Consider the following 15,249-nt stretch of genomic DNA (forward strand, 5'->3'; position numbering starts at 1 on the left):
TGAGTTAGTATCGGAGCTGCAACAGAGTATAGATTATAAAGAAACGAACCTTCAGGTATCTGTGGAAGACTCCATCCGGAACCTTTCCCGAAAAGTAGAGGCTTATCTGCACGAACGCATCACGATGAATAAACTGCTGGATGAGTTTGTGTTCGAGTATGATATTATTGACGGGGAGATGGAAATCGAGAAGGAGGCGTCGCCTAAAATTAAAAGGCTTGCAAAAAGGCTCCTCTCGAGTTACGAAGACTTCATTGTTCAAGTAGGCGGAAGAAGAAGATTAAAGAATAGAGTAAAAGAAGCCGCACTCACATACCCAAAGAAGTCTAAAGGGAAGGCTTATCTATTTTGGCTGGTTGGTTTTTTTGGAATTTTAGGCTTTCACCGATTTTATTTGGGGCGAACAGGAACGGGAATTGGCTGGCTATTGAGTGGAGGTTTGCTAGGTTTTGGAGCTGTTTATGATTTGTTTGCCCTGTCAAAAATGGTGGAAGAGCAGAATATGTATAATGAATTAAGAGCCGTAAAGCTGAAACAACTGGCTGGTAAAAAAGACTAATCTAGAAAGTATCGACATAAAAAAAGCTGACGCCAAATCAATGGACGTCAGCTAATATCATCTACAGACGGCTATTACCCCATTTGCACTATAAACATACATTTATGTGTGAAATGCGTCAATGGAGGGATATACGTAATTTTTGTACGTGTTTTTACGTAGGGCATTTTTTTAAATACCAAGTCCCAATGACCAATGACCAAGTCCCAAATCCCAAATCCCAAATCACAATGACCAATATTGTCTGACTTCGCGGTAAATATCGTTTACTTAGGGTTACTTAAGACACTCAGGATGACAAAGCTGGTCATTGGTCATTGGTCATTGGTCATTGGTCATTGGTCATTGGAAATTAAACCCTGTACTTACTGCAACAACGCCTGTTCGTTTTCCATTGCGAAACGAACCAGGGCAGCTGTATTTTTGAGCTTCAGCTTTTTAAGCAAGTTGGTGCGATGCTTTTCTACCGTTCTGGGGCTGATAAATAACTTAGAGGCGATTTCGGTACTCGTCATTCCTTCCACCAATAGTCCCAGAATTTCCCGTTCTCGGTTAGTGATAGATTTAACCGGATCGGGCCGCTTCTTTTTCTTGGCCAGCCGCATATACTCTTTGGTCATCATGCGTGAGAACTGTTTACCAAGATAACGTTCGCCCGATGCTACTTTTTCAGCGGCATCAATAAGTTCAATGTGATGTGCTGATTTATGAATGAGACCAAATGCACCGGAATCCAGAAATTCGTTAAGGGTCTTTTGGTCGGTGTCGTCAGCTAAAAGTAAGATGTTGGCGTTGGGATCTTTATCGATGATTTTCTTGGCAATGATGATGCCTTCCATTTCAGGCATAGAAAAAGAGAGGATACACAGTTTAGGCTTCACGCTTTCATAAGCGGTAAGTACCAGAGCACCATTATCAATCTCGCTGCAAATATTGAATGTACCTTGTTCGCGCAAGATGGAACTTAAGCCGTATCTGAATATTTCGTTGCCGTCCGCAACGATGGTATCAATGTTGGTCATTTTACCTCCCCAGGTAGAAATGGTTTTCCTCCGACCCACTCGGAGAAAGGACAAATAATGTAGGTAAAAAAGGGATAAGTTCGCCAATTAAAATTTTTAGGCGGGTTTTTATGGTGAAAACTGCTCTGAAGGCTAGCACTAAGTCCAGGCTTATTTCAAAATAAAAAAGTTAAGAAATCAGATTCATCAGCAACCAGAAAGTAATTCCTGACTTTACTGTCCATAGAAGAGTTCGTATCCAATTTGTAGAAACAAGCTTTGAAATGGCGTTTTCATCTTTGCCGGATTCCAGCTTAGAATGTTCGGGGACGGAGAAAAGCCCCGTGGCTGCCCAGATCAAAATCACCACATAAAAACCAACTGCATTAAGGGATAACCAGCCGTCCATCCACGCTAAACCAAAGGAAGAGGTGATTTCTGCGACCATTACAGGGATCACAATCTTATCAATACTGTTGACATGGTGCTTCTGAAATGCCTCAAAATTAGTGTTGCCTACAAAATGAAAAGAAGGGTAGTGAACCAGCTGAACAATCCAGATGAGTCCCGTCATGAAGAAGGAAGAGAAGGTATTGATCAAAAAAATGAGTTCATATGACATTGGAGTAAGCGATTCGTTTACATTATGTGTATTTTCAGCGCCTCAATAACCAAAAGTTATCACTCACGATTCACTTATTCGAATGACGCTCAAAAGAACACATACCTGCGGAGAACTTACAGCAGAAAATATTGACGATGAAGTAATTTTAAATGGATGGGTTGGCCCCCGCCGTGACTTAGGCGGCGTTATATTTATTGATTTGAGAGATCGGTATGGCGTAACCCAGGTTGTTTTCACAGAAGAAGACGATCAGCTCCACGAAAAAGCTGAACAGTTGCGGTCAGAATATGTGATTGGGATTAAGGGAAAGGTTATCAGCCGTGGTGAAGGAAACATCAACCCAAACCTGCCTACCGGTGAAGTTGAAATTGAAGCTTCTGACTTGGTGATTTACTCGGAAGCAGAGACTACTCCTTTTGAAATCAAGGACGACATTAAGACCAACGAAGATGTTCGTCTTAAATATCGGTACTTGGATCTTCGCCGTCCTGAAGTTCAGGAAAGAATGATGCTGCGCTCAAAATTTTATCAGTCTGTGCGTTCTTTCTATCACAACCTTGATTTTGCAGAAGTAGAAACTCCGGTTCTGATGAGAAGTACCCCGGAAGGTGCTCGTGACTATTTGGTGCCAAGCCGTGTTAATGCGGGGAAGTTTTTTGCGCTGCCTCAAAGTCCTCAGACGTATAAGCAGCTACTGATGGTTTCAGGATACGACCGATATTTTCAGATCGTGAAATGTTTTCGGGATGAAGATTTACGCGCTGATCGCCAGCCTGAATTCACTCAGATTGATGTTGAGATGAGTTTTGTGGATGAGGAAGATGTGTACGCTCATCACGAAGAATTGATGAAGAAAATATTTAAGGAAACCGTAGGGTATGAAGTAGAAACTCCATTTCCTCGGATGACCTACGAAGATGCCATGAATACTTACGGCTCTGATAAACCTGATATTCGGTTTGGGTTAGAGTTCGCTGACTTCTCCGAAATTGTTAAAGATGCCGAGTTCAAGGTATTTTCCGGAACCGTCAAAAATGGCGGAGGCGTAGTTGGAATTACGGTGCCCGGACAAGGAGAAATGGGCCGAGGAGCCATTGACCGCCTAACCGACAGAGTGAAAGTAGAAACCGGAGCAGGTGGATTGATTTACATCAAGATGCAGGAAGATGGACCTCTTTGTAGTGTGGCCAAATTCCTGACGGATGAGATTGTGGATCAGATGGTGGAGAAATCAGGAGCTGAGAAAGGTGATCTGGTGCTGATTCTTGCCGGACCAAAACCGGATGTACTAAAACAACTGGGTCAACTACGGTTAATGATGGGTAAGGAGTTTGACCTTATTGATGAGTCGGCTTATAACTTTTTATGGGTAACAGAATTTCCGCTCCTGGAGTGGGATGAAGAAACTCGCCGTTATCATGCAATGCATCACCCGTTTACATCTCCAAAAGCAGAAGATGTAGAACTGATGGATTCAGATCCGGCAAACGTACGTGCCCGGGCTTATGATTTAGTGCTGAACGGGAATGAAATTGGTGGTGGATCGATTAGAATTCATGATCAGGAAATGCAGAGCAAAATGTTTGAGCTGCTTGGAATTGGTGAGAAAGAAGCCCGAGAGAAATTCGGTTTCTTGCTGGATGCTTTTAAATACGGCGCTCCTCCTCATGGTGGAATTGCCTTTGGAGTTGACAGACTGGTAATGCTGCTGACCGGAGCGAAAAGCTTACGTGATGTCATCGCATTCCCTAAAAACCAGAAAGCTCAAAGTATGATGGACAACTCACCGGACGTGGTTGATAAGCATCAGCTTGATGAGCTGCATATTTCCATAAAGAAAAATATTAAAGACGAACTATCGTGAAAACTGCTGGAATAGATGGCTGTAAAGCCGGTTGGTTACTAATCACTTTTGATGAAGGTGAAGAAAAATATGAAGTGCTTAGAGATCGTGAAGCTTTAAAAGAAGCTTTTGAAACGTATGATCGCATCTTTATCGACATGCCCATTGGCTTGGAAGATGAGGAATACACACGTGAAGCCGATGCTTTACTTCGTAAGAAAGTAGGAGGTGAATATTCCTCCAGTGTATTTAGTCCGCCGATACGGCCTGCTTTAACAGCGCCTTCTTATGTAGAAGCAAATATGATTAGCCACGAATACACCGAGAAAAAGCTAACGCTTCAGTCGTGGAATATCACTCCAAAAATACAAATGGTTGATGAACTGCTGAGAGCAGATAATGAACTCATCGATAAGGTATTGGAAAGTCATCCTGAACTTCTTTTTCAAAAGCTTAATGGTGGAATGATCTACCAGAAAAAGAATCTGAAGAAAGGAATAAAGCACCGCTTAAAAATCATTGAAGACCGTGAGCCGATTGCGGAAGATTTTTTCCGTGATATCAAGGAAGACTTCCGAAGAAATGAGGTTGAAGAAGATGATATTGTAGATGCAATGGTGCTAGCCTATTGCGCTAAAATTTCAGAAGAAGAAGGCATTAAAACCCTTCCGGAAGAATTTGAGTATGATTCGGAAGGAATGCGAAAAGCTATTCACTACGTTTGAAAAGGATGAATATTGAACACTGAATTTTTTATTTCAGTGTTCAATGCCCTTTCTTACTCTTTGTTCTTTAGGATTTTCTTGTACTTCACACCGGCTTTGTATACTCGGTTAATCCCGTTGAAAGCTGCAATTCGGTAGGCTTCACTGTAAGAAGGGTAGTTCAATACGTGATTAATGAAATATCTGATATCTCCATCAAAAGACATTACAGCCTGGCCAAGGTGAATAAGGTCACTGGCGCGCTCTCCAATAATATGTACGCCTACTAATTTGAGCGTATCGGTTTCAAAAACCAGTTTAAGCAAACCGTCCTGCTGATTACTGATATCACCTTGGGTAATATTTTTGTAATAAGCCCGGCCAACGGTCACATCGAGTCCTTCCGCTTTGGCATCCTTTTCAGTAAGACCAATATTGGATATTTCGGGTATTGAGTAAATGGCATAAGGAATCTCTGATTTAAGATCCTGAGCTTCGATGCCAAACATTCGGCAAGAAGCCATACGCCCCTCTGAAAATGCAGAAGAAGCCATTGCAGGAAACCCTTTCACATCACCGCCGGCATAAATATTAGAAACGGAAGTTTGGTAATCGCTATTAACTTCGACGTAGCCTTCCTTATCCACTTTCACTCCTAATTTTTCAAGGCCAATATTCTTTGTATTAGGAACTTTTCCACCAAGATAAAGTACGTGTTCGGTTTCAATAACACGGTCGCGGCTATCTTCATTATCATTGCGAAGATTATATTTCACCTCAATAGTGTTACGTAAGGTGTTACTTCGGATCTCGATGTTCTCAGCTTTTGAAAAGATTTCAATTTTATCTTTTTCCAAGACCTGCTGGAGTTGCTCTGAAATCTCATTATCCAGAAAAGTCATAAATGAGTCATTCTCGTTCAAAATCGAGACTCGACTTCCAAGATTTGAAAAGGTTGTTGCGTACTCAAGTGCACGCACGTCGCCACCAATAATAAGAAGCTTACGAGGAATATGGGACAGGGAAAGAATTGAGGTGTAGTCAAACACCTTGTCGTGGTCAAGCTCAAAACCTTTTGGTTTAACCGGTCTGGTACCTGTTGAAAGAAGTATAAACTCTGCGGAGTAGGTTTTCTTTTCGCCATCACCAGTTTCAACTTCGACTTCATGTTCGCTTACTAACTTACCTAAGCCACGAACGGTGTCTATTTCATTCTTATCAAAGTCAGCTTTTACTTTTGAGTTTTTGCTCTCCAGAATCTCATTCTTATAAACAAGCAACTCATCCATCTGATGGTGCTGGTATGCTTTTTCTTTGGCCAAATCTTTAAACTGATTCTGAAAACGCTGGATAATGCGGGCAGTTTCGCGAAGGGCTTTACTGGGAATAGTTCCTGAGTTAATCCAGGTCCCTCCAAACGAATCTTCGTTTGCTTCTACTACCAATACTTTCTTGTCGAATTTTGAGCTTTGCATCGCACAAGAAAAACCTGCGGGTCCGCTTCCAATAACAATAACGTCGTAATCGTATTTCATAAATAGGCTGAGTGAGTGTGAGCCCTAAAGATACTTCAATTTTAAGAGGATTTCAGAGCAACATTTACTGATAGTGTTAACAAATCTAAAAGATAGATTGTATAGATGAGGGGGTGGAACGAATTTTAGCACCGTTATGCTTATGTTTAGGAACGATAAATGAAAGGCGCACAAGTTGTAAGCGTCAATTAAATCAGAATCTAATTTGGAGGAACAAATGGCTTATTCATTACCGGATCTATCATATGACTACGATGCACTCGAACCTAATATCGATGCCCGTACCATGGAGATCCATCACACTAAGCATCACCAAGGGTATACAAACAAAGTAAACGCTGCTTTAGAAGGTCACGATTTTGCAGATCTTGATATTGAAGAAGTGTTGCAGCGAATTGATGAAGTGCCTGCTGATAAGAAGCAAGCAGTGATCAACAACGGTGGTGGATATGCAAACCACAAGCTATTCTGGACTATTCTTTCCCCTAATGGTGGAGGAGAACCTGAAGGCGACCTCGCGGATGCTATCAATGACACTTACGGTAGCTTTGACAAATTTAAAGAAGAGTTTGCTGCTGCAGCTGGTAGCCGTTTTGGTTCAGGCTGGGCATGGCTTTCTGTTGATGGAAGCGGAGCACTTCAAGTGCACTCAACTCCGAACCAAGACAGTCCGCTGATGAAAGGATTTACTCCAATTTTAGGTCTTGATGTATGGGAACATGCATATTATCTGAATTATCAGAATCGTCGTCCAGATTATATTGGTTCTTTCTGGAACGTAGTTAACTGGGATCAAGTAGCTGAATATTACGAAGCTGCTAAGTAAGTACGACGGTTGACAATCGACTAATGACCAATGACGATGGGATAGTTCCATCGTCATTTCTTTATATAAGTACTATGCCTTTTAAGTTTGAAAAATTAGAGGTTTGGCAGTTGTCAATAGACTTGTCAGCAAAGGTTTATTCTTTGATTGAGAATATGCCCAAATCGGAGCAATTCAATCTTAGCTCGCAGATCAGGAGAGCTGTAACTTCAATTTCATTGAATATAGCAGAAGGTTCAACGGGACAAAGTGATCCTGAGCAGACCCGTTTTATTGGGTATGCTCATCGTTCTTTGATGGAAGTTGTTGCTTGTCTCATGCTGATGAAGGATAGAAATTATCTTGATCAGAGTTCTTATGATAATCTGTATGCCGATACCGAAAAGCTTTCTGCTAAATTACTTGCTATGAAAAATTATTTAAGAAGAAATAGCAGTGTTAGTGAAGAAGGTGAAAGCTATAATTTTGAGGATGAGAGTGACATTGGTCAGTAGTCATTGGTCAATTGTCAGAGTACAAAGTTTGTATCAATAATTAGTATATTTAATTGAATTAAAAACGACAGAGGTAATATTATGCAATTTGGATTTGGAGTAGGACCCGACACTTCGTGGATGAGAGAAGAGCTTACACAATTTGGAGTTGAGGAATTGAAAACTCCCGAAGATGTGGACAAAGCAATGAAAGAATATAAAGGTACGATGTTACTTGCCATTAATTCCGTTTGTGGCTGTGCAGCCGGTAATGCCCGACCCGGACTTGGAATTGCTCTTGAGCAATCAGAAGTGAAGCCGGATCATATGGTTACCGTTTTTGCAGGTCAGGACAAAGAAGCAACTGCTCATGCCAGAGATTACTTTTCTGAATACCCGCCATCATCGCCGGCCTTCGCATATTTTGTGGATGGAGAAATTAAAGCAATGATTCCTCGCCACCGCATTGAAGGTCGCACCAAAGATGAAGTAGCAGGCGACCTGAAAATGGTATTTGAAGCTTTTTCAGGCGAGAAAGAAGAAGCGGAGAAGGAATAACGACCGCTTATTTCATAGATTACATTGAATATTAAAAGCCGACTCAATCGAGTCGGCTTTTTTTTGTTTAATAAGTTATAGCTGAAGCGTTCACAAAGTTCTTCAACGAATAAAGTGAAGTTAGCTTTGTTGCCTTTCCAATCTTCAGACAGCTAAGAGATCTAATTCTGATTATGCACTTTACTAAAGCGGTCGGACGAGTATGGGGTTGTTCTCTAACTTTTAATGAAACTCAGATTATTCGGGAATTTTCTATTTACTTGCCCCAAAATCTACTTCTTCTCCATTCTTGAAAATGCGGGTTCCTTCTGCACTTTTCTTATCGCCTTCAGGTCCAAAGCTATATACAGCGGATGCCAATTCTTCTTCCGATCGCTGCTCGCCAACTTCACGAGGCTGATCTTTATGGAAACTATCCATGTGCAGTGTTTGAGTTGGGAAGGCAAACTCGACACCGACTTCTTTAGCTAACTTCAGCACTTCCAGTAGGAAATTATGCCGCTGTTGAAGTTCAGTGCTCCAGTCAGGCACTTCAAAAAATACATATACTAATACATCTAAGGAGTGAGCTCCAAATGAATTAAAGTGAACTTCATAGACATCCTGACGAAAATGTTTGTTTGCCTTAACAAGCGCCTTGATTCCTTCCACAAAAGCTTCCATTTGCTCCGGTGTAGTCGAGTAAGTTAGGTTCAGTACCGTTTTCAATCGACGGTACTTCCGAAGCCCCAAGTTGTCAATATCTGTATTGGCAAGGTTTGAATTGGGGACGCTTACCAGCGAGTTGTAAAACGTACGAACCCGAGTTGAACGAAAACCGACTTCTTCAACGGTTCCTTCTACATTACCAACTTTAATCCAATCCCCAATTTTAAAAGGCCGATCCATAAAAATAGTGATGGAGCCAAAGAAGTTAGCCAGTGTTTCCCGAGCAGCCAGAGCCACAGCCAAACCACCAATTCCGAGTCCGGCAATAAGGGAAGCAACGTTGTATCCGTTGTTCTGAAGGATAGCAATCACTCCCATTATGACTACAAAAAAGCGGAGCGTTTTCCGGATCAGGGGAACCAGCTGATCGTCGAGTTCCGTTTCTGTTTTTGAAGTTAAAACGCTAAGATATTTTGAAAATACATCAGCGAGATTGTATATCAACCAAACCACACCCACCGACACTGCGATTTCAAGAATAGCCGATAGGTAGTAACTGATGGTTACCGAAAACTTGAGGTTGGAATAGGTGAGTAATAAAAACACCATCAGGAAAATAAAACCGGAAGGCTTATCAATACTTTTGACAAGATCATCATCCCAGGTGAACTTTGTTTTCTCAGCCAGTCTTTTTACGTAGTTATCGAGGATGAACTCGAATAGTTTCATCAAAACAAGTCCGATCAGTAACCAAAAGAATACGGCGATGTATTGCCAGATCTCAATTCCCAGCCACTCACCATGAGCCCAATTCGGGAGGTTATCAGTGATGATGGTCACAAAACCCGAAAATGTATTCTCATATAAGTCAGGAATTCGGTTTATCGTGGCTTCCGAAAACACCCATTGATTCTGATCCGTTTTTACAAGATAAACTTCGGGTAGCGTTGAAAATAAAATGTATTGCTGAAGTCCTGAAAGGCTATCAGTATAGTTTGGGTTAGACGGGATTCGCTCGTAATCAATCATTAAACCGCGCGCATCCAAAACACTTAACAGTTCGTTTGCCAGCTCCAGCTTTTCTTCAGCATTGCCATCCGAGAGCTTCATGGTGGTTATTACATTCTCATCATTTTGGTGGCCTGCTTGTTGCCAGTGCAGGAACGTATGAATGGCTCTGCGAGGACTATTCAGTAAGTTTTGGTCTGAAAGCTGTGGCTGGCTCTGAAGTGCTGAAAGACTCGGTGCCAAAAACAAGGCAGCTGAGAGAAGTAAAAACCCGGATCGTAATCTATGGTACATAAAGCGGCATTTTTAAGTGATTGATCAAGTATGAAATCTAAGAAAAGTGGAGCTCGTTCTGAAAAGCTATTGGCAAAAATAAAAAAGGCACCTACGCAGAGCATCGGTGCCAGATTTAGTTCGTTTTCTTCCTAAAGAAAGAAGGTCCAAGCGGGACGCTTGAACTAGTTTCTTATTAAATGAAATAATATGCCAAAAATAACTGTCGAGCCAGAAGAAGAGATAATTGAAAAAGGTTGCGGTGGTCAAGGTAATTAATTGACCATTAAATGTTAGCTCTGACGCAGAGCGTCGGAGCTAGGTGATGCTTAGTAAAAGAGAAGGTTATAATTCGAAAAGTTGTTAAGTCTCGAATTAAAGAATTAAAAACCTCGTGACGAACGCTCTGCGTCATCACGAACTATTTAAAGCCTTAGTTATTCGTCGTCATTATTCTTCTCTTTGTCATCTCCTTTATCTTGCTTTCTGATCAGGTCGGAAGGATCTCTTTTCTTGAAAGCCTCCAGGAAATCCATAGGTAGTGGTAAAAATGCAAAGGTGGCATTCTCTTCACTAATCTCATTCATGGTTTGAAGGAAGCGAAGTTGTAGAGCGGCCGGTGCAGTTTCAATCATTTTGGCTGCATCAACCAGTCGTTGTGCGGCTTGATATTCACCTTCCGCATTAATGACTTTAGCACGACGATCACGTTCCGTTTCAGCCTGGCGAGCCATTGCACGCTTCATGTTTTCAGGAAGTACAACATCTCGAACTTCAACCGAAACAACTTTAATACCCCATGGGTCTGTTTGAGTGTCAATATTTTGCTGGATCTGCTTGTTGATTTTTTCACGATTCGCAAGTAGTTCATCCAGTTCAACCTGACCAATAATACTTCTCAATGTGGTCTGTGCCAGCATAGAGGTTGCATGTACATAACGCTCAACTTGTATGACGGCGGCTTCCGCATCAACAACCCGGAAGAAGGTGATAGCATCAACATTTACGGTAACGTTATCTTTGGTGATAACTTCCTGCCGATCCACATTAATAGTGAGTACACGTAAATCCACGCGCTCAATTTTATCAATAAAAGGAATAAGGATGATAAGCCCGGGTCCTTTAACTGATTGAAACTTACCGAGCCTGAATACTACGGCACGTTCATATTCACGCAGAATTTTGAAAATTTGTGGGGCTAATAACACAAGAAATACGACAAGTGTAATTACCCATGTTATATATCCGGAAAAAATCTCAGTTGACTCCATTGTCAATCTCCTTATTTGGTGTGTACGGTTTTACGGTGACGGTTAGCCCTTCAAACTGGACAATCTCGCACCATTCGTTAGATTTAATTTTTTGATCAGAAATGGCGTTCCAGTATTCACCGGAAATAAGCACCCGGCCGCCATCCTGACTTACGGTATCAATAACTTTTGCTTTCTTTCCAATCAGTGCCTCCAGGCCGGTCCTATGCCCGGTAAATTGAGCTTTAATCCCGGACGTGGCTATCCATCCAAAAAAGATAACCATCATGATGGTTGCAGGAACCAGCCAATACCAATCCAGTTGCATATCCTTGGGAAATTCCTGGAAAAGCATCAATGCTCCAAGGAAAAATGAGACGGCTCCGCCAGTCATTAAAATTCCAAAAGTTGGCGTGAAGGCTTCAATAATAAAAAGGGCTACTGCCAATCCGATTAAGACAAATCCAGCAACGTTAATAGGCATGGTGGCCGAGCCATAGAGTAACAGAATCAGGGAAATGACTCCGGCAACTCCGGGTACAATTGCTCCGGGATTGGTGACCTCGCCTACAATCCCATAAATAGCGACCATAGTTAAAATCAGCATAATTTCAGGGCGCATAATGAAGCTGAAAAACTTCTCAGCAAAGCTCTCCTCAAGCCGGTTGATATTTGCCTGAGCTGTTTGCAAAGTGTCTCCTTCAAACTCCATTCCATCCATTTGAATCAATAGTTCGTTTAGGTCCGTGGAAATGAAATCAATTACATTAAGTTCGAGTGCTTCAGCTTCAGTAACGGCTTCACCATCTCTTACTGCAGATTTTGCCCATTCCGCATTTCGTCCCCGTTCTTTAGCGATGTTTTCTATGAAGCTTTCGGAGTAGTTAAAAATCTTTTTCTGCATCACCGAATCTTGCTGTCCGCCCCCCATAGAAACCGGAGAAGCTGCACCAATGGTTGTTGTAGGCGCCATAGCTGCAACGTGAGCGGCTAAAGTGATAAAGGTGCCTGCACTACCCGCATTTCCACCCGAAGGCGTTACGTACACCACAATCGGCATCTCCGAGGCCAACATGTTTTGTACAATGTCTTGGGTTGAAGTTAAGAGTCCGCCGGGGGTATCTAGTTCAATAATCAGGGCTTCATCCCCTCGTTCATTGGCAGTCTCCAATCCGCGGTTAATGTAATTGGTTGTGGTAGGCCCGATAGTTCCTTGAATAGAAATAACGGTAACTGAAGATGTTGAAACATCAGACTGAGCCAGGGCTGATAACGAAAAAACCGTAGCAGAAATCAGCGCCAGAATAAACAGTGATATATTTTTGATCATGTTCATATAAACCTAATGTAAGAGGTTGCTGAATGGTTCCTTATTGTAAGCAATCAGCGTAAAAGAACAAAAATCTATTCGTTTCGGATAGCCTGGACTGGATTGATCAGTGCTGCTTTAACAGAATGATAGCCAACGGTAACAAGAGCTATAATTACAATAATTATTCCTGCCCCAATAAAAATTAACGGTGCGCTGGAAAGGAGGTCGAAACGATAGGAGAAGTTTTCGAGCCAAGTGGAAGCAAAATAATAAGTAACCGGCCAAGCGATGATATTAGCAATTAAAACCAGGAGCAAAAAGTCCTTAGAAAGTAGCGTGACAATATTTGATACAGATGCGCCAAGGCTTTTTCTTATTCCAATTTCCTGCTTTTTCAGTTGGGCTGAATATGATGCTAAACCTAATAAACCAAGGCAGGCGATTAAAATACACAGGAATGAAAATGCCGTTGCCAATGAACTAATTGTATTTTCAGTTTCATAAATTTTATCGAGGCGTTCATCCAGAAAAGTATACTCAAAGGGATCAATCGGGTTAATTTCCTTCCAGACCTTTTCAAGATGAGCCAGTGCTGCCGAAGGATTGCCGGGAGCTAGCTCAACAGCAGTGTGTTCTATATACCCAAGGATAGGTTGAGTGCCTTCAACCAAGCGAAGGATTAGCGGCTCAATTTCTTTCTTCAGTGAGGTATAGTTGAAATCTTCCAAAACCCCAATTACTGTGAAAGGCTGCCGGTCACCGGTTGGCGGGTAGAAATAGAAAGTCTCTCCAATAGCATCTGCAGGAGTTTCTACATCGAGTTGGGACAGCATTTTCCGGTTGATGAGTATAGCATTATCGGCATCTGTCGAAAAATCTCGGGAGAATGATCTGCCGGCTAGAATCTCTAGGTCAAAGGTTTCGCTGACATCGTGGGTGACATGCAGAACGAGGTTTAATCCGTCTTGTGATTCTCCTGTACCTGCCGGCGTGTAGCGATAGTATTCTTGTTTTTCGGATCCCGGAATTTTACCTAATCCGGTTACAGATTCAACCTGAGCGTGGGATAAAGCTTGTTCTTTAAAGTTTGGAAACTCCCAGGCGGTCAGGTTTTGGTAGGTAGGTAACATGACCACAAAATTCTTATCAAAGCCAAGGTCTTTGTCTTGTATGTACTGAAGCTGAAGGTAGATTACCGCGGTTCCGATAATAAGTATAACGGACAAAGTGAATTGAAAAGTGACCAATGCCTTTCTGAAGAAGGTAGCGCCACGTCCATTTTGGGCATTTCCTTTTAAGACTTTTACCGGTTCAAACGAAGAAAGAAAAATAGCGGGATATGAACCAGCGAGTATTCCGACAAATGCTGTTAGCAGTAATAAACCCGGTATGGTCCACATATTTTGGAACAGGCCAAAAGTAAGCTCTTTATTAGTGAGCTCGTTGAAAAAAGGTAGTGCCAATACTACTAAAACAACTCCAAGTGTAATGGCGATAAAGGATACCAAAAAAGACTCTCCCATGAACTGGTAGAAGAGTTGCTTTCTGTGACCTCCTAAAACTTTCCGCATCCCAACTTCGCGACTGCGTTCAAGTGATCGTGCCGTCGATAGGTTCATGAAGTTGATGCAGGCAATAATCAGAATAAAACCGGCGACAGCCAGCAAAATGTAGATATAAGTGATTGAGCTATTTACCTCCATTTCCTGATCCCGATTTGAATAGAGATGGATGTCCTTGATGGGTTGAAGGTCAAGTTCAACCGATTCAGCAGTGGGCCAGCCTGAATAAGCGTAATAATAATTGTTTGCGATAGCTGGAAATTGAGAAACAAGTCCTTCCGTACCGGCTCCGTCTTTAATTTTTACATAGGTCCAGATGGGATTCCAAAGCCAGCTTTGATCGTAGTTTGGGCTCCCGGAATAAATTTCGTTCAGGCTGGTGAATGATGCTAACACATCAATCTTCATATGTGATTGATTTGGCCACGGTTCCATCACTCCGGTAACTGTCATATCGCGAATACCCTTATAACTCAGGGATTTACCAATTGGATTTTCTTCTCCAAAATATTTTTGAGCAAGTTCTTCAGTTATGACCAGTGAAAGAGGATTTTTAAGTGCTTCGGAAGGGTTGCCCTGAATCAGTTCAGCAGAAAAGACATCAAAGAAAGTGGAATCAACAAAGTAGAAATTGCTTTCCCGAAAAGAGATTTGATCTTCGCGATTCAGGAAGGTGTGGTTAGCTTCCTGCATGTCAAAAAAGCGAACGGTTTTGTCAATCAGGTTAGGGTAATCGGCCTGAAGGATCGGTGCCAAAAGGAAGGGTGTACTTGCTTGTTCTTCAGTACGGTCTTCAGAATCCATGGTTTGCACAACCCTGAATATGTTATCCGAATCGGTGTAAAACTCATCATAGCTTGATTCATTCAGAACATATAAAACAATAAGAAGGCTCGTTGCCAGCCCTATTGCCAACCCAAATATATTTATAAGAGAATACACCTTATTCTTAAGGAGATTCCTTATCGCAATCTTAACGTAATTTTTAAACATCAGCGATACCAATCACTTTTTTCAACCCACAAAACTTTATTGCATTCCCAAAGAATTTTTTAAAAGCCAAAATGCAGCG

The 15,249-nt window shown here is 41.8% G+C and carries 13 protein-coding genes; 6 read left to right on the forward strand and 7 right to left on the reverse strand.

All coding sequences use genetic code 11. The annotated features are described in order from the left end of the window. Positions 1 to 178: 178 nt before the first annotated feature. Positions 179 to 559, forward strand: a complete 381-nt coding sequence (locus CL667_16285; GenBank protein ID MAL19256.1) for a hypothetical protein — start codon at positions 179 to 181, stop codon at positions 557 to 559. 365 nt (positions 560 to 924) lie between these two features. Here the strand turns inward: CL667_16285 and CL667_16290 are convergent, their stop codons facing one another. Both CL667_16290 and CL667_16295 read right to left on the reverse strand, forming a co-directional pair. After that, positions 925 to 1,581, reverse strand: a complete 657-nt coding sequence (locus CL667_16290) for a DNA-binding response regulator (protein MAL19257.1) — start codon at positions 1,579 to 1,581, stop codon at positions 925 to 927. Positions 1,582 to 1,750: 169 nt separating this feature from the next. Then, positions 1,751 to 2,182 carry a hypothetical protein gene (locus tag CL667_16295; protein ID MAL19258.1) on the reverse strand — a complete coding sequence of 144 codons (432 nt, stop codon included), beginning with the start codon at positions 2,180 to 2,182 and terminating at the stop codon, positions 1,751 to 1,753. 82 nt (positions 2,183 to 2,264) lie between these two features. Between CL667_16295 and CL667_16300 the strand changes: the two genes are divergently transcribed. Next, a complete protein-coding gene (locus CL667_16300) occupies positions 2,265 to 4,049 on the forward strand; it encodes an aspartate--tRNA ligase (GenBank protein MAL19259.1) in 1,785 nt (594 codons plus the stop codon). Beyond that, on the forward strand, positions 4,046 to 4,753 hold the full coding sequence (locus CL667_16305; protein ID MAL19260.1) for a hypothetical protein: 708 nt from the start codon (positions 4,046 to 4,048) through the stop codon (positions 4,751 to 4,753). The genes CL667_16300 and CL667_16305 overlap by 4 nt, the downstream gene beginning before the upstream one ends. Before the next feature lie 53 nt (positions 4,754 to 4,806). Here CL667_16305 and CL667_16310 read toward each other — a convergent pair whose 3' ends face one another. After that, a complete protein-coding gene (locus CL667_16310; protein MAL19261.1) occupies positions 4,807 to 6,267 on the reverse strand; it encodes a Si-specific NAD(P)(+) transhydrogenase in 1,461 nt (486 codons plus the stop codon). A 217-nt stretch (positions 6,268 to 6,484) separates the two neighbouring features. Here CL667_16310 and CL667_16315 point away from each other — a divergent pair, with 217 nt between their 5' ends. The 3 genes from CL667_16315 (at position 6,485) to CL667_16325 (ending at position 8,124) form a co-directional block, all read left to right on the forward strand. Further along, a complete protein-coding gene (locus CL667_16315; GenBank protein MAL19262.1) occupies positions 6,485 to 7,093 on the forward strand; it encodes a superoxide dismutase in 609 nt (202 codons plus the stop codon). A gap of 23 nt (positions 7,094 to 7,116) precedes the next feature. Further along, positions 7,117 to 7,587, forward strand: a complete 471-nt coding sequence (locus CL667_16320) for a four helix bundle protein (GenBank protein ID MAL19263.1) — start codon at positions 7,117 to 7,119, stop codon at positions 7,585 to 7,587. Between the two features lie 81 nt (positions 7,588 to 7,668). Beyond that, positions 7,669 to 8,124, forward strand: a complete 456-nt coding sequence (locus CL667_16325) for a hypothetical protein (protein ID MAL19264.1) — start codon at positions 7,669 to 7,671, stop codon at positions 8,122 to 8,124. A gap of 252 nt (positions 8,125 to 8,376) precedes the next feature. Here the strand turns inward: CL667_16325 and CL667_16330 are convergent, their stop codons facing one another. From CL667_16330 to CL667_16345, 4 genes are all read right to left on the reverse strand, one after another. Continuing rightward, positions 8,377 to 10,074: a hypothetical protein gene (locus CL667_16330; GenBank protein MAL19265.1), complete on the reverse strand. Its 1,698-nt coding sequence runs from the start codon at positions 10,072 to 10,074 to the stop codon at positions 8,377 to 8,379. A gap of 416 nt (positions 10,075 to 10,490) precedes the next feature. After that, positions 10,491 to 11,324, reverse strand: a complete 834-nt coding sequence (locus CL667_16335) for a hypothetical protein (GenBank protein ID MAL19266.1) — start codon at positions 11,322 to 11,324, stop codon at positions 10,491 to 10,493. Further along, positions 11,311 to 12,639 carry a hypothetical protein gene (locus CL667_16340; protein ID MAL19267.1) on the reverse strand — a complete coding sequence of 443 codons (1,329 nt, stop codon included), beginning with the start codon at positions 12,637 to 12,639 and terminating at the stop codon, positions 11,311 to 11,313. The genes CL667_16335 and CL667_16340 overlap by 14 nt, the downstream gene beginning before the upstream one ends. Positions 12,640 to 12,707: 68 nt before the next feature. Beyond that, positions 12,708 to 15,170, reverse strand: coding sequence for a macrolide export ATP-binding/permease MacB (locus CL667_16345; GenBank protein MAL19268.1), 2,463 nt, complete (start codon positions 15,168 to 15,170; stop codon positions 12,708 to 12,710). Positions 15,171 to 15,249 lie beyond the last annotated feature (79 nt).

It is taken from the genome of Balneola sp. (genome assembly GCA_002694685.1).
GTDB lineage: Bacteria > Bacteroidota > Rhodothermia > Balneolales > Balneolaceae > Gracilimonas.

Coding starts and splice junctions, on each gene's coding strand:
- CL667_16295 (MAL19258.1), bottom strand. CDS start 2,182: ATGTCATATGAACTCATTTTTTTGATCAATACCTTCTCTTCCTTCTTC.
- CL667_16310 (MAL19261.1), bottom strand. CDS start 6,267: ATGAAATACGATTACGACGTTATTGTTATTGGAAGCGGACCCGCAGGT.
- CL667_16300 (MAL19259.1), top strand. CDS start 2,265: ATGACGCTCAAAAGAACACATACCTGCGGAGAACTTACAGCAGAAAAT.
- CL667_16290 (MAL19257.1), bottom strand. CDS start 1,581: ATGACCAACATTGATACCATCGTTGCGGACGGCAACGAAATATTCAGA.
- CL667_16315 (MAL19262.1), top strand. CDS start 6,485: ATGGCTTATTCATTACCGGATCTATCATATGACTACGATGCACTCGAA.
- CL667_16285 (MAL19256.1), top strand. CDS start 179: ATGGAAATCGAGAAGGAGGCGTCGCCTAAAATTAAAAGGCTTGCAAAA.
- CL667_16345 (MAL19268.1), bottom strand. CDS start 15,170: ATGTTTAAAAATTACGTTAAGATTGCGATAAGGAATCTCCTTAAGAAT.
- CL667_16320 (MAL19263.1), top strand. CDS start 7,117: ATGACCAATGACGATGGGATAGTTCCATCGTCATTTCTTTATATAAGT.
- CL667_16330 (MAL19265.1), bottom strand. CDS start 10,074: ATGTACCATAGATTACGATCCGGGTTTTTACTTCTCTCAGCTGCCTTG.
- CL667_16325 (MAL19264.1), top strand. CDS start 7,669: ATGCAATTTGGATTTGGAGTAGGACCCGACACTTCGTGGATGAGAGAA.
- CL667_16340 (MAL19267.1), bottom strand. CDS start 12,639: ATGAACATGATCAAAAATATATCACTGTTTATTCTGGCGCTGATTTCT.
- CL667_16335 (MAL19266.1), bottom strand. CDS start 11,324: ATGGAGTCAACTGAGATTTTTTCCGGATATATAACATGGGTAATTACA.